Source organism: Antarcticibacterium flavum, from assembly GCF_006159205.1.
GTDB classification, from domain to species: domain Bacteria; phylum Bacteroidota; class Bacteroidia; order Flavobacteriales; family Flavobacteriaceae; genus Gillisia; species Gillisia flava.
Genome location: NZ_CP040812.1, coordinates 2268589 through 2284583, shown reverse-complemented (window position 1 = coordinate 2284583; position 15995 = coordinate 2268589). Strand labels below are relative to the sequence as shown.

Annotated in this window: 10 protein-coding genes; 4 read left to right on the top strand and 6 right to left on the bottom strand. The window is 39.0% G+C overall.

Features of this window, described 5'->3' with window-relative positions; genetic code table 11:
* Positions 1–36 precede the first annotated feature (36 nt).
* A complete protein-coding gene (locus tag FHG64_RS09660) occupies positions 37–1305 on the bottom strand; it encodes an ROK family transcriptional regulator (RefSeq protein WP_139066208.1) in 1269 nt (422 codons plus the stop codon).
* Positions 1306–1568: 263 nt separating this feature from the next.
* Positions 1569–3716, bottom strand: a complete 2148-nt coding sequence (locus FHG64_RS09655; protein WP_317133563.1) for a DUF5916 domain-containing protein — start codon at positions 3714–3716, stop codon at positions 1569–1571.
* A gap of 228 nt (positions 3717–3944) precedes the next feature.
* Here FHG64_RS09655 and FHG64_RS09650 point away from each other — a divergent pair, with 228 nt between their 5' ends.
* Positions 3945–5096 (top strand): cysteine desulfurase family protein, encoded by a 1152-nt coding sequence (locus FHG64_RS09650; RefSeq protein WP_139066206.1) that lies wholly within the window; start codon positions 3945–3947, stop codon positions 5094–5096.
* Positions 5097–5161: 65 nt separating this feature from the next.
* On the opposite strand, the gene murQ is transcribed toward FHG64_RS09650, so the two are convergent.
* The 3 genes from murQ to FHG64_RS09635 are packed head-to-tail and all read right to left on the bottom strand — an operon-like array spanning position 5162 to position 8904.
* On the bottom strand, positions 5162–5977 hold the full coding sequence (gene murQ / locus FHG64_RS09645; RefSeq protein ID WP_139066205.1) for an N-acetylmuramic acid 6-phosphate etherase: 816 nt from the start codon (positions 5975–5977) through the stop codon (positions 5162–5164).
* Between the two features lie 6 nt (positions 5978–5983).
* On the bottom strand, positions 5984–7597 hold the full coding sequence (locus FHG64_RS09640) for a beta-N-acetylhexosaminidase (RefSeq protein ID WP_139066204.1): 1614 nt from the start codon (positions 7595–7597) through the stop codon (positions 5984–5986).
* A 20-nt stretch (positions 7598–7617) separates the two neighbouring features.
* Complete coding sequence (locus tag FHG64_RS09635; RefSeq protein WP_139066203.1) at positions 7618–8904, bottom strand: sugar MFS transporter; 1287 nt, start codon at positions 8902–8904, stop codon at positions 7618–7620.
* A 269-nt stretch (positions 8905–9173) separates the two neighbouring features.
* Here FHG64_RS09635 and lepA point away from each other — a divergent pair, with 269 nt between their 5' ends.
* A complete protein-coding gene (gene lepA, locus FHG64_RS09630; RefSeq protein ID WP_139066202.1) occupies positions 9174–10970 on the top strand; it encodes a translation elongation factor 4 in 1797 nt (598 codons plus the stop codon).
* A gap of 80 nt (positions 10971–11050) precedes the next feature.
* On the opposite strand, the gene FHG64_RS09625 is transcribed toward lepA, so the two are convergent.
* Positions 11051–13081 (bottom strand): cation:proton antiporter, encoded by a 2031-nt coding sequence (locus FHG64_RS09625; RefSeq protein WP_139066201.1) that lies wholly within the window; start codon positions 13079–13081, stop codon positions 11051–11053.
* Between the two features lie 356 nt (positions 13082–13437).
* On the opposite strand from FHG64_RS09625, the gene FHG64_RS09620 reads away from it, so the two are divergent.
* Both FHG64_RS09620 and FHG64_RS09615 read left to right on the top strand, forming a co-directional pair.
* Positions 13438–14301 carry an MBL fold metallo-hydrolase gene (locus FHG64_RS09620; protein ID WP_139066200.1) on the top strand — a complete coding sequence of 288 codons (864 nt, stop codon included), beginning with the start codon at positions 13438–13440 and terminating at the stop codon, positions 14299–14301.
* A gap of 9 nt (positions 14302–14310) precedes the next feature.
* Entirely contained in the window at positions 14311–15993 is a 1683-nt protein-coding gene (locus FHG64_RS09615; protein ID WP_139066199.1) for a S8 family peptidase, read from the top strand.
* The last annotated feature ends 2 nt before the right edge of the window (positions 15994–15995 follow it).

The window sequence follows — 15995 nt, the reverse complement described above, 5'->3', positions numbered from 1 at the left end:
TAAATTGAATTTTATTTCTAATACATTACATAAAATTTATTGTGTGCCGTTTTTTAAGGCTTTTACCCTATTTGAAAAAAATCCTTCCATAACTGCTAATGTTACACCTAACAAGCTGGATTTCTTTCCTAATTCAGAAAGAGTTATAGCTGCATCCTCCTTAAGTTGAATTTTACAATACATGTTAATAGATTGTTGTACTGGAGTGGTGATAAATTGCCTAGCTTCTGCAATCTGTCCTCCTAAGATTATTTCTTCAGGATTGAAAATCTGAATTAGTATTGCTAATCCTTTACCCAAGTTAGTCCCAATTTCGGTAAGAAGATTAATGGCAAATTGGTCTCCCTCGTTTGCCGCTTTAATAATTAGACTGGGCTCCAAACTAATAAACTCATCACGAAAATTGCTTCCTAAAACAGATCCATGCCCAGCTCTTAATTTTTCTTCAGCTTTTTTAACAAGAGCAATTCCTGATGCTATAGTTTCCAAACAGCCAGTTTTACCACAGTAACATAATGCACCATTCTCTACAACTGGTATATGACCAAATTCACCGGCAAATCCAGATGTTCCTGTTTGAAGTTGGCCTCCCATTATTATACCTAATCCTATGCCCCAGTCCATTGAAACAACTAAAACATCCTTTTTATTTTTAGCAAGACCAAACCTAAATTCTGCGAGACAGGCGCTATTTGCATCATTAAATATAACTACAGGTTTAAAAAATTTTTTCTCCAAACAACTTTGCAACGAAGCAGTTTCTTGATCCTTAAGGAAATAAGTCAGGTTTCTTCCTTCCTCTATAGAAATTAATCCAGGCATACTAACTCCTACTCCCATAAGAATGTCAGTATCTATTTCAGATTCTGAAATCAAATCTTGGGCATGTCTATGCAACATATCTACAATTTCGGAATTTGCCGAAATAACAATAGGAATTGTTTTTTCAAATAGAATTTGATGAGTATTATTTATAATAGCCATTCTAATCTTAAACCTCTCAATATGAATACTAAGAACTAAGAAGGTGTTATCATCTAAACCGAAAAGATCCGGTCTTCTCCCTCCTGCTGAATTTCCTAAACCTTTTTTTACAACTAACTTTTCCTTTTGTAGCTGATTAAGAAGATTCATTGAAGTAGGTAAACTCATCTTAAAAACATTACAAATATCTGAATTAGTTCTAGGCCCATTAAAATAAAGGTACTTCAGAATTTTTATTTTTTGTAAGAGATTTTTCCTTTCTACCTTATTAATAGTGACAGTTAATTTTTTTTTAAACAAAAAACTTTGTATTACACCCATTTAAAATTTTTAACTAAAATTAATCTTTTTTTTTTTACTCCCACCCTATTCCTGTTAATGTAAACTTTCACATCATAATGCAATTTTTCATTTAGGAAAGAATTTACGATAATCCTGATTAAACGAGAGGTTAGAGAAAATTGGTCATTCAAATTCTTTAAGAGATTTATTATTATTCATTTGGTAAGAAAAATTTTCAATAAAATTAAAAAAATCTAAGAGATAATGGCCCTGATAAATTCTATTCTCTGTTTACCACCTCATTAAAGATAAAGCCAATAGGTTACCTTAAGAGTGATACTTCTATACCTTGGAATGAGAACATCATTGGTGAAGTAATTGTCATTATAGATAAGGAACATATCTGAAAGGGGTGCAAAACGCCACTGCAGCCTAGAATTGATCCCAAAGTTTTGCTCCTGATTACTGTACTGAACGATAGTCGCCCAAAAAAGTGATCGGGTGAAAGTTATGTCCACCTTGCTTCCCAGTAACCAGATGTCATTTGTTGCATATGGTTTAGGAAGCTCTACTTTATCATATCGCGCCTGCACCGAAAATAAATACTTCGGCTGCAAACGTATGTTAAAATCTAAGTTGGGTGTTAAAACCGTTCCATTAAAGAATTGTCCATAGTTGACTCCTAAATTATATGAAAAAAAATGTCGATTATCACTACTGTACCTCAACTGACCACTTGTATAATAATAATCTGTATTTGCAGGGAGAGGAGTTCCTTTGGAGCGTGTAGGTTCAAAATCTTCGAAGAGAAAGGTGTAGCGGTTAAAAAGGCTTGCCGTAACTTCTGAAGTGTTTTTAAATCCGATTTTCCAGGTGGAAATAATATTATAATCTGCCAACTGAAAATTCGACTTCGGTTTCCAAAAAAACTCCGGAACAATGCTGAAAATATGTGCATTTACGGAGCCTTTAGACGGGAAAAGCAAATATTCCATTTGGGGGTCAACTTTTAAAACTCCTTTCCTCGGGATAAATCCCAGGTCGCTTGTAAAATTATCTTGAAGCAGAAGTCCGCTCCCCCGAAATCTCCAGTGCTCACCGTTATAAGTAAGGTTGACTCCTGTGGAGAGATCATCTTCCAACACACCTGGGCTGAAGGATTTGTGAAGGTAAAATTTTCCATTCCAGCTGTTATCCAGATTGGCAAGGTTATAATCCAGGCCTACCACCCGATTAAATGTATTTGAGGTATGCTGGCGGTTTACTAAGACTGCACTTATAGAGGACCTGCTAAAAATTCTGTACTGTAAAGCAATTACCATATTATTGGTAGCTTCAATATCGTATTCCTCATCATTTCCCGTTTGCACGTTCAGCACTCCAATTCTAAAGTTATTATTAACTTTTCCGCTTAATCTTGCTCCTGCAATGATCTGGTTGGGACGATTGATTCCATCTCTATCCTTTGCTATTCCTATGCGGCGGGAGAAAAATGGATTGGCATCACTAAGATGGCCGAAATCTGAAAAAAGATCACTATTTTCAATAAAAAACTGCCGCCTTTCCGGTAGATTTATTTCGAACCGGGTAAGGTTTGTAACCAAGTTGTCAACTTCTACCTGAGAAAAATCAGGATTAAATGTGAGATCCAGATTTAGGCTGTTCCCTATTGCAAATTTGGCATCGCCACCCATTTTAAACTCATTTATTTCACTATGGAATTCATAATCCCTCTCTAAAGTGCCATTAACGTAAGGTATTATCGAAACAGGCGTCCTGCTTCTTTCAAGAGGTCTTTCAAAAATCATATCACCCATGAAAGCTAGATTAAATATAAATTGACTGCGTGGGATCCTCATCCAAGTATTCTGTTCATTACCCTGAGTATCGAAGTGGTAAGAATTAAATCTCCATTTAGTTGCTCCAGGCCTAAATTTAAAAGCTGAAAGAGGAATTACCCATTCACTTATATAATAACCATCATAGATTTTTGTCTCGGCATACCATTTAGTATCCCAGCTGGTAGTAAAGCCGCTAAGATCTGTTCCGCCTCCAGAAACAAGTGCTTCCCGACGCACCCCCCAAGGATTCACTCCGAAAAGAAAAGCATTATTCCCATCGTTAAAAGTATCAAACATAAGCGTAATGTTATCGCTTCCCCCTGCTCTAAAATCTCTCCTTAGGGATGGGATTACATACTTATCTCCTATGGAATTCACTTTGATTCCAATATAAAGATTTTGCTTATCGTACAGCATTTTAATAGTGCTTTGATTGCTGGACTGGACAGTATCTTCAGGAAAATATTGCCAAAAATCTGTTGCAGAGTCGGCCCGGCTCCATGCCGGCTCATCAAGGATGGCATCAGCCTGTATGGGTTCAGAAATAAATTTAACTACAAATTCTTTTTGCTGAGAGAAAAGATTTTGAAAGGAAATATAATATATCAAGAAAAGAACATATTTGGTCATAAGGCTTTCGGAAGAGCTAAAAGTTTTAAGGAGCTAATTTTAAATAAATATAAGATTTACAATTCATATTTATTAAAATTTATAAGAAGTATTCATATTAATCAAAATAAAAACAAAAAGTAACTTAACTTTTGTATTTTTATTTTTTTATTGAAAATTCAATTGTACTAAGTTTCTTAATAAGTTAAACTTTTATTTTTCATATCTATGGGCGAAGTGTATCTTGATAATGCGGCAACAACAAAACTTGATGACGAAGTTATCTTCCAAATAACTACTGTAATGAAAAGGTTTTATGGCAACCCATCCTCCATACATTCCTTTGGTAGATCCTCGAAAGAATTAATTGAAAATACGAGGAAATTAATTGCTGAAAATTTAAATGTTTCAGCATCAGAAATTATATTCACTTCTGGTGGTACTGAAGCAGATAATCTTATATTAAACTCAGCAGTTCGTGATTTGGGTGTAAAATGTATAATTTCTTCAGAAATTGAACATCACGCTGTATTAAACACAATAAAAAAATTAAGTGAAATTAAATCGATTAAGGTGGTTAATGTCCAATTGGATGAGAAAGGAGGCATTAACCTTGATCATTTAAATTATCTATTGGAAACTTCTAAACTCAAGACGTTGGTAAGTTTGATGCACGTGAATAACGAAATAGGAAATATTACAGATATTGAAAAGATTGGAAAGCTGTGTCAAAAATGGAATTCCTTATTTCATTCTGATATGGTTCAATCTATTGGACATTTTAATTTAGACTTTTCTAAAATACCAGTAGATTTTACTGCTGCAAGTGCACATAAATTTCACGGGCCAAAAGGTATCGGTTTTGCGTATATAAAAAAGGATAGAAATCTACAGCCACTTATTTTTGGCGGCTCACAGGAACGTGGAAAACGGGCAGGAACAGAAAGTCTTCAGAATATAGTAGGTATGGGAGTAGCACTGGAGAAGGCGGAGGCTAATCTTAAATCAGATCAAGAGTACATACTATCCTTAAAAGCCTACTTTATCACTATTCTAGAAAAGAATATTTCGGGAATTAAATTTAACGGATATTCACGAGATCTCGAAAAAAGTACGTATACCATTGTAAATATTTGTCTCCCTCTATCGGAGGAAAAAGCTTTGTTACTTCTATTTCACCTGGACTTAAAAGGAATTGCCTGCTCGTCTGGAAGTGCATGTCAAAGTGGGAATGATAAAAATTCACACGTTTTAACTGCTTTTCTATCTGACGATGAATTAAAAAAGCCTTCTCTCAGGTTTTCATTTTCCAAATACAACACAAAAGAAGAATTGGATTATGTTGTTCGGGTATTAAAAAACTATATAAAAGAACAATAAACCTTTTGATATATTTTTGATCACTCCATAGTGTTTAAATAAAGCAGAATAATCTTTGAAAATTTTTATTTAAAATTTTGTAAAACAGCACGGACACTTTTATACTCCAGGAGTAATTTTTCCGCAAACTTTTGGTCGATTCCCAGTTCCTCCATGATCATCCTGGTACCCCGACCCACTAATTTTTGATTGCTAAGCTGCATATCTACCATCTTATTTCCTTTTACTCTACCCAGTTTGATCATTACAGAAGTAGAGATCATATTGAGTACCAGCTTTTGAGCTGTTCCGGATTTCATGCGGGTACTACCGGTAACAAACTCCGGCCCCACCTCAATTTCTATGGGATATTTAACTGCCCTGGCCAGAGGTGAATTTTTATTATTGGTTATACAACCGGTTATAAGCCCATTCTTTGCAGCATCTTCTACCCCTCCAATTACGTAAGGTGTAGTACCTGAAGCAGCGATACCTATGAGCACATCTTTTTTATTAATTCCAAATTGCTGAAGGTCTTTCCAGGCCCGGGTAGTGTTATCTTCAGCATTCTCAACAGCCTTTCTAAGCGCGACATCGCCCCCTGCTATAAGTCCTATTACCACATCATCACTTACTCCAAAAGTCGGCGGACATTCTGAAGCATCAAGTACACCCAGCCTTCCACTGGTGCCGGCCCCTATGTAGAACAATCTTCCCCCCAATTCAATTTGACGAACTATAACATCTACCAGGGCTTCAATAGCGGGAATCTCCTTTTCGATAATCTCAGGAACTGTCTTATCTTCCCTGTTCATGTTTCGCAGCAGTTCCTCCGTGCTCATATGTTCCAGATCGTTATATCTGGAGCTTCTTTCTGTTGAGGGTTTGTTTTGATCTTCCATATTTCTTTATAGAGAGGTATTTTTTTTAACGGGCATAAACCCTTTAAAAACATTCATCCTTTTTTTATTAGTATTTTCTTTCCAACCAAGCTCTTCCGCGGGAAAATAATTGATCCCCATATTGATAAGTCTCTCTTCATGTTTTTTAAGTCGGGAAATAAAGTCGGTATAATTTTTTGTGGTATCCTCACTCCAGGCGAGTTCTGCCACTGCTATAATACGTGGCCAGAACCTGTTGTCCAGATCCTCATCTGTATGAACAAACTCTGTCCAAACCGGGGCTTCCAGCCCAAGGACATTATTATTTTCACTTTGAAAATTATATACTTCTTCCAGAGTCACCCCGCTTTTCTTGCACCAGTTGTTTGTCTTCTCCTGCCCCGGGATATTGGCGTGGTCAAAGTAAAAGCTGGTACAAATTGACTCAATCACCTTCACATCCACAACACTTTCCACCTCTCCATGCCATTGCTGACTAATAAGGGAACTATTGACCGGGGCTTTAGTTACTTCTTCCCATCCTATCGTAATCTTTCCTGTACTTCGCACAAGAGAATCGGCCTTTACCACAAATTCCTCGTACAGGTCGTCCTCGATTTCATCCCCTCCTATGTGTATCCAGGGGCCGGTGGTAATGGCTGCCATTTCTTCAATTACATCGGCTACAAAATCATATATTTCAGGTTTTGTAAGGCAGAGTTTGCTCCAGCCAACCTTAGTACCAGAGAATAATTGGGGAGGTGTGGCCATCTTGGGTTCAATATTCGAAAGATCATCGCAGCTCAATTCCGGGTAAGCCAGCAGTGCTGAATATATATGGCCGGGCATATCAATTTCCGGAATGATTATAACATTCCTTGCTGCGGCATAGGTTTGCAGCTCCATGTACTCCTCTTGTGTAAGGTAACCTGATCTTCCACCCTCCACTGCTCCTCTGGAACCCAAGTTGGTTAGTTCCGGTTTGCTTTTTATTTCAATTCTCCACCCCTGGTCATCTGTAAGATGAAGGTGCAGGCGGTTCATTTTATATAGCGCCATGCGGTCCACGTGATCTTTAAGATATTCCAGGTCAAAAAAGCTTCTTGAGATATCTACCATAGTCCCACGCCAGCTGTAGCGGGGGATATCCTTAATATAAAGTTGTGGTAGTTGAATCCTGTTAGTGGCCGCTGTAGCATTCTCAAGTGCTGCAGGAAGAATTTGCCTAAGGGTTTGAATTCCATAGAAAAGTCCGCTTTTAGTGGCGGCTTTTAAAAAAATTCCCTCATTGTTTATTTCCAGAATATATCCTTCTTCTCCCAGGCTTTGATATAAAGCAGCATCTGTATACAGGTTCCAAAATCCACAGGAGATACCTTCTGAAGGCTTCACCCGGAGATTTGCTTTCTGCAACATACCCAAAAGCCAGGAGGCAGCTTCTCCTGCTTCTGCTGTATTATAACAAACACTGCTTAATTCGGGAAGTTCAAGCGTGCTATCACTAATTTTTATTTCTGATGGTTTGGGTATTATGGAAAAATCCTTTTCTTCTATGACCAAAACATCTTCAGAAGTAGTTCCTTCAAAACCTTTGCAGGAACTAATAATTAAAACAAGAAACAACAATGAAAAATTCTTCATTTTAATTATTCATTTAAGATTTAAATACGACGTCCTATCGTATGCCCTTTAGTAGCAAAAAACAGGATGTATAGGTAACAAGGTATCAGGACCCAATAGGCCAGTTGCGGATCCCAGTCGGCGAAATAGCCATATACCGGTGGAAGTATAGCGCCACCTGCAATAGCCATTATTAAAAACGAGGATCCAACCTTGGTAAATCTGCCCAGTCCTGCAAGGGCCATAGGCCAAATTGCCGGCCATACAAGAGCATTGGCAATTCCTAGCAGGGCAATGGCCATTACTGAAATAAATCCGTCCCCAAATATTGCTATAAATCCAAAAAGAAGTCCCAGAATAGCGGAAACTTTGAGAGCGTTTTCCTGACTTATGTATTTTGGAATTGTAAAAATCCCTATAACATATCCCACGATCATAGCTCCCAGTGTAAAACTTGCAAAGAATTTAGCTTCATTAAGCGGAATGCCGTGTGCCTCATTGGCATAACTTATAATTGTATCTCCTGCAATTACCTCAACACCTACATAAAGAAATAAAGCAAACGTGCCCAGGAAAAGATGTGGGAACTGGAAAATACTTGTTTTATTTAGGTTTGCCTTTGCCAGTTCTTCATCTTCAGCATCTGCATCAACCTCTGGCAAAGATGAAAAATATACCAGGGCACTTAGGAGAAGAAGTATTGCCATCATCGCCAGGTAAGGAGTGATCACTCTTTGCGCGAGTTCATCCAGTGCCGCAATCTTTTCTGTTCCCTGTAAAGCATCAATGGTATCAACCAGGTTGTCACCTGTAGTAAAGAGGATAGCGCCCAGTACAATTGGCGCCAGTACCCCGGCAACTTTATTACAAATCCCCATAATGCTTATCCTCTTCGCTGCACTCTCTGCAGGCCCAAGAACAACCACATATGGATTGGAAGCTGTTTGAAGAAGCGCCAGGCCGGTTCCCTGCACAAATAGCCCAAGCAGGAATAATTCGTACGCCCTGGAATAGGCAGCGGGAATAAAGATGACTGCTCCCACCGCCATCACTATAAGCCCCAGGGACATCCCCTTTTTATATCCGGTTTTTTGAAGTACCCAGGCAGAGGGCAGCGCCATGACCAGGTAGGAAATATAAAAGGCCGTAACCACAAAATAGGACTGGAAATTATTGAGTTCACAGGCAATTTTTAAATAGGGTATCAAAACCGAATTCAACCAAGTTACAAAACCAAAAATAAAAAACAGGGCGCCAATGATAATAATCGAGCGCGTGGTTTCTCCCGGAGTTGTGGCAGGTCCAGTTGTAGTGGAAGGGTTTTTCATATATTCAGGGAATAGGGAAAGAAAAAGTACTTAAATAATTCTTTCTGCTTTACAAAGAAGGTGTGTTTTTTTAGAATTTCCAAATACTTCCATGCGAAGTAGAAAAAATTATTGGGGAAATCTTCTATAAATAACCGGCACCTATATACTGGTATAAAACAGCAAAGCAGCCCATAAAGAATATTTCTTCAATCCCTTTTAAAAAAACTATATTTGTAGCCTTAATTGAGATGGATTTTTACAGCTGCCATCTACTTTGAAAATGACAGATGAAGAACATACGTAACTTTTGTATAATCGCCCATATTGACCACGGAAAAAGTACCCTGGCCGACAGGCTGCTGGATTTTACGGGCTCTGTGACAGACCGTGAAAAGCAGGAGCAACTATTGGACAGTATGGACCTGGAACGGGAGCGTGGGATCACTATTAAGAGCCACGCCATCCAGATGAATTATACTTATAAGGGCGAAGAATATATTCTTAATCTTATTGATACCCCGGGCCACGTGGATTTCTCTTATGAGGTATCCCGTTCAATTGCAGCCTGTGAAGGGGCGTTACTGGTAGTTGATGCTGCACAAAGCATACAGGCCCAAACAATTTCCAATCTGTATCTGGCACTGGAGAATGACCTTACGATCATCCCGGTACTGAATAAAGTAGATCTTCCAAGTGCAAACCCTGAGGTTGTAAAGGATGACATTGTTGACCTATTAGGTTGTGATTATGAGGAGATCATTCCTGCCAGTGCAAAGACAGGTTTGGGCATTGAGGAAATACTTTCAGCAATTATAGAAAGGATACCGGCTCCTACAGGAAAAGTAGATGCACCTTTACGTGCCCTTATTTTTGATTCGGTTTACAACCCTTTTAGAGGAGTGGAAACTTATTTTAGAGTGATCAATGGTTCGATTAAAAAAGGCCAGAATATTAAATTTGTCGCTACAAATAAAGACTATTTTGCAGATGAGGTTGGTACCTTAAGATTAAAACAATTCCCACGCCAGGAGATCAAAACCGGGGATGTGGGCTATCTTATTACGGGGATCAAAGATGCCCGCGAGGTGAAAGTGGGTGATACCATAACAGATGCGAAAAATCCAACAACAGAAGCGGTAGCAGGTTTTGAAGATGTGAAGCCTATGGTATTCGCGGGAATTTACCCTGTGGATACAGAGGATTATGAAGACCTAAGGTCTTCTATGGAAAAACTCCAGCTTAACGATGCTTCGCTGGTGTTCACCCCGGAAAGTTCTGCCGCGCTTGGATTCGGTTTCCGTTGCGGATTTTTAGGAATGCTCCACCTGGAGATCATCCAGGAAAGGCTGGAAAGGGAGTTTGACATGACCGTAATTACCACGGTTCCAAACGTATCTTATCACGCTTATACCCATAAAAACCCAACAGAGGCCATCCTCGTAAATAACCCTACGGACCTTCCTGAACCATCTCGCCTGGAAAGAGTAGAAGAACCATTTATTAAAGCCAGTATTATTACCAAATCAGATTTTGTAGGCCCCGTGATGTCCCTTTGTATTGAAAAACGCGGACAAATCACTAATCAAACCTATCTTACACCTGAAAGGGTAGAACTCAATTTTGATATGCCCCTGGCAGAGATCGTTTTCGATTTCTATGACAGGCTAAAAACCGTTTCAAAAGGTTATGCATCCTTTGATTATTCCCCAATAGGTATGAGGGCTTCCAAACTTGTTAAGGTAGATGTACTGCTTAACGGAAGTGTAGTAGATGCACTTTCAGCTTTATTACACGTTGACAATGCCTACGATATTGGGAAAAAAATGTGTGAAAAACTGAAGGAGTTGATCCCCAGGCAACAATTTGATATTCCTATACAGGCAGCGATTGGCGCCAAGATCATCGCAAGAGAAACTGTAAAGGCTTTAAGAAAGGATGTTACAGCCAAATGTTACGGGGGAGATATTTCGAGGAAAAGAAAACTTCTTGAGAAGCAGAAAAAAGGAAAGAAAAGAATGCGCCAGGTTGGAAATGTAGAGATCCCGCAGGAAGCATTTATGGCGGTACTTAAACTTAATGATTAAAAGATAGAATCAATTTTAAAAATAAAAAAACACCGCAGGAGACTGTGGTGTTTTTTGTTTAACAATTTTCTAAATTAGCTCTATTGCGGGAATACCATGATCTTGGTATTTTCCCTGAAATAGTTTTCAAGTTTAATAGGAATTTTATCCAGTATTGGCTGGTGGGCTATAGATCCTTTTCTTGCCGTAATGAGCATTACAATATCCTCAGGCTGGATATTCTTGGAAATTATGAGGAAATCTTCCCAATCTGTAAATTCATTGAATTCAAAGGGTGCCCTTAGATTTAGTTTATCAACCAGTTCCTCAATGGCGGCCTGAGTTTCCTTGCCGCAATTCACAAGGATTGGTACGCTAAGTTCTTCAGCGATCTTAATCACTTTTTTCACCCACAATTCAAAACTTTCCATTTTTTCTGAATTGGGAGGTACGGCAAGGATAAGTTTTTGGTGAGTCGCCCATGGCCTTTCCACTCGGCAAAGGAATACTGTTTTCGGGGTTTTATTTATGATCCCGGCCATTTTATCACCAATAACAACCTCATCGCCGGAGCTTGTTGGCCATCCCATTACCAGGAAGTCGGCAATTAATTCCTTGGATTTTCTCGAAATCCCACTTGCGATATCTTTATCTATCGTGGCAGTAACATCTACAGAGGTTTCTGTGGCCGAGGCCTGTTTTACAAAATCCTCCAGTCTGGTCCTGGCCTGTGCAATATTGAGTTCTGCCTGTTCGTCATTGGGTACCACCGTAAGGATAGAAACGGGATTCTCTGAGCTTTTATCCTTTATCAACACTGCAAATTCCAGCAAATCTTCCAGGTTGACCATATTGGCCAGGGGCAACAGGATGCTTTCCATCTTGAAACTTTCAGATTTTTTGATCTCTTCAGGATCCACTTCCTTAGCTTCAGCAAGCATATTTTTAGCGGCATTCTCTGTCGCCAGGGTGGCCACGATCGAGGTGATGAGGATAAGGATGATCGTTCCGTTAAGTATATTTATATCAATTATCCCGGCATTGTAACCTACAATAATAACCGCAAGGGTAGCAGCAGCATGCCCACTGCTTAATCCAAAGATCACCTTACGTTGTGAGGCTGTATATTTATATACCAACTGGGTAAAGAAAGCAGCCAGCCATTTCCCTGCTATTGCCACTACAGAAAGGGTTATAGCTACAAGAATAGCCATATAGCCACTAAATATCACCCTGATATCTACCAGCATTCCCACACTTATAAGGAAGAAAGGAATGAACAGGGAGTTTCCCATAAACTCAATTCGGTTCATAAGGGCCGAGGAATGAGGAATAAGCCTGTTTAACGCCAGCCCCGCAAGGAATGCACCTATTATATCTTCAACCCCTGCCAGCTCTGCCATAAACGCTGCAAGAAAAACGACAGTAAGAACAAAGATGTAATGAGAGTGTTTCTCCTTTTCCATGGTTGTAAAGAACCATTTGGCTATTCTGGGAACGATAAAGAACATGATAGCCACAAAAATACTAAGAGAAATTACCAGCCTCACCCAGAAGTCATACGTAAGGCCACCTTCCTGGGCATTACCCATTATCACAGCCAGGATAATAAGTACCGCAGTATCTGTCAAAATAGTACCTCCCACAGTGATTGCTACAGCTTCGTTCTTGGAAACCCCCATTTTGCTAACAATTGGATATGAAATTAGAGTATGGGTAGCAAACATACTGGCTGTTAGAAAGCTGGCATTAAAGTCATATCCCAGCAGGTAAAAACATACAGGGAAACCTATTGCAAGCGGTAAAATAAAAGTGAAAAATCCAAACGTAAAACTCTTGTTCCTGTTAACCTTGAATTGGTTCATATCCAGCTCTAGCCCGGCAATGAACATAATGTATAATAAACCTATTTTAGAAAAAAGATCTATTGCGGCATTCTGTTCAAGTAAACCAACCCCAAAAGGGCCAATGATTATACCCGAAATAATGAGAACAATTATCCCGGGAATATTTATTCTCCTGAACAGTATTGGGGATATTAAAATGATAAGGAGGATGAGGGAAAATACCAGGACCGGATTACTTAACGGCAATTCGAATTCGTGGTATAAAATTTCGAGAAATTCGTTCATATAACTATATTTTGACCCCGAAGGTTTAGACCGGTTGTCAAAGTTAAGTTTTTAATTATTCTTGCTCCTGTACAATAAATGAAACCCTTAAAAAGAGGTGATTTTTAACTTTTTATACAGATTTGTATGACCATAAAACGGAAATATAAGTATTTTGAAGAAATAATTGATTAGCGCTTAATGAAGTTTTCGAGGATCAAAAAAGACCAATACTTTTAGTAATTTGCAGAAGACTTTTTTATCCCTCTTACAATCGGGTTTCACAGAAGGTAGGGGATCATAATAAAGCAGGTTTATTGAAGTGAGACCTTCCTTCAATAAGCTATAGGAGTAACAATTTAAATTATAATGTAACCATGAAAATATATCCTATTGAGGCCGGCAATTTCAAACTGGATGGCGGCGCCATGTTTGGCGTAGTTCCAAAAACGATATGGAATCGTACCAATCCCGCAGATGATAATAACCTTATAGATATGGCAGCACGTTGCCTCCTGCTGGAAGACGGCGACCGCCTTACCCTAATTGATACAGGAATGGGGGACAAGCAAAGTGATAAGTTCTTTGGGTATTATAACCTTTGGGGTGATGAATCCATCGATAAGTCCCTTAAAAAACATGGTTTTCACCGGGATAATATAACAGATATTTTTATGACCCATCTTCATTTTGACCATTGCGGCGGGTGCATAAAATGGAATAAAGAACGCACAGGATATGAGCCTGCATTTAAAAATGCAAGATTTTGGAGCAATAAAGAACACTGGCTCTGGGCCACACAGCCCAATGCACGGGAGAAAGCATCTTTTTTAAAAGAAAATATAATCCCTATGGAGCAAAGCGGGAGGTTGCATTTTATTGAAAGAGAGAAAGACCAGATGTATGTAGAGCCCGATCATTTTGGGTTTGGTGTATTTTTTGCAGATGGGCATACAGATAAACAAATGATCCCGCATATTAAGCATCTGGACAAAACTTTCGTTTTTATGGCAGACTTGTTACCAACTGCAGGTCATATACCTTTGCCATACGTTATGGGATATGATACAAGACCTTTGATAACCCTAAGTGAAAAGGAAAAGTTCCTGGATACAGCGGCTACAAAGGGTTATTATCTCATCCTCGAACATGATGCTCATAATGAGATCATTACCGTAAAGCATACTGAAAAAGGCGTTCGCCTTGACCAGGTTTACACTTTTAATGAACTTTTTAATTGATATAAAACTATGAGAATACCATTTCTTAAACCCCTTGTACTATCTGCTCTTGCCATAAGCCTTGCAGGATGTTCCAGTACAGCACCTACCATTGTTTCCACTCCTATTGAAAATATAGACGAAATACCCCTCAAGGTCTCAGATCTCACAGATGTCCAGCTACAGGGATGGGGTGGAGCCGACCTTGTGAATGACACTATTCCAGGGATGAGTGTTCAAAAAGCATATGACGAGATCATTAAGGATCAAAAAGGTCAAAAGGTGATTGTGGCCGTCATAGACAGTGGAGTAGATATTGACCACGAGGACCTAAAATCTGTTGTATGGGTGAACCGTAAGGAAATTCCCAACAACGGTATTGATGATGATAATAACGGGTACGTAGATGATATCCACGGTTGGAATTTCCTTGGAGATGCGGTAAAGGAAAATATGGAATATACAAGGATCTATAAGAGACTAAGATCCAAATATGAAGGAAGATCTGCCAGCAGCCTTAGCCAGCCTGAAAGGGAAGAATTCATCCTTTACCAGGAGGCAAAAGCTGAGTATGAGAAGGAATACCGGGAAACCGTTCAAACCCGTGACCAGTACATCCAAATTAAACAACAGCTGGTAGCGGCACATGCAGCCGTTTCCTCCCAGTTAGGAAAGGAAGATTACACCAAAAAGGAACTATCTGCAATGACTGCCACAACAGATCAAATGAGGCAGTATAAAATGATGCTTTCTCAAATCCAGAACAATGTAAATGAGAATATTCCAGAAGCGCTCAAGGAACTGGATGAAGCAATTGAATATTATGAAGACAGATTAGCTTCGCATTTTAACCTGGACCTTGATGGCCGTGCAATAGTGGGGGATGACCCTTATAATATCAATGATACAGATTATGGTAATAATAATGTAAAAGGACCAAGTGCAGATAAGGATGACATAAAACACGGTACCCACGTAGCAGGTATTATTGGTGCAAACAGAAATAATAATATTGGGATCCAGGGAGTGGCCAATAACGTGGAAATAATGGCTATTCGAGCTGTGCCAGATGGCGATGAGTATGACAAGGATATTGCACTGGCTATACGCTATGCTGTTGATAATGGCGCTACGGTAATAAATACAAGTTTCGGAAAATATTTCTCTCCAAATCCTGAATGGGTGAGAGAAGCTATAGAATATGCAGCCAAGAATGATGTTCTTATTGTCAATGCTGCCGGGAATGATGGACTAAATCTCGATGAGACCACCGTTTATCCCAATGATCAAACGCACAAGGAAACCAGGGAATTCGTTAATAATTTTCTTACAGTAGGTGCCCTTAATTTTGAATATGGATCTGGTTTAATAGCAAGTTTTTCCAATTATGGTAAAACAAATGTAGATGTGTTTGCGCCGGGTACTAAAATATGGTCTACAACCCCCAACAATCAATATGAGTTCCTGCAGGGAACTTCCATGGCTGCCCCTGCTGTAGCGGGAGTCGCTGCAATGATTAGATCATATTTTCCAAAATTAACCGCTGTACAGGTAAAACAAATTATAATGGACAGCGGCCTTACTACCAATGCTTCTGTATTGGTGGGAGAGGAGCAGGTTACAAGAAAATTTAGTGATCTTTCCACCTCCGGAAAAATGGTCAATTTATATAATGCGCTTATTTTAGCCGACAAAGTTTCAAAAAACAGATAATT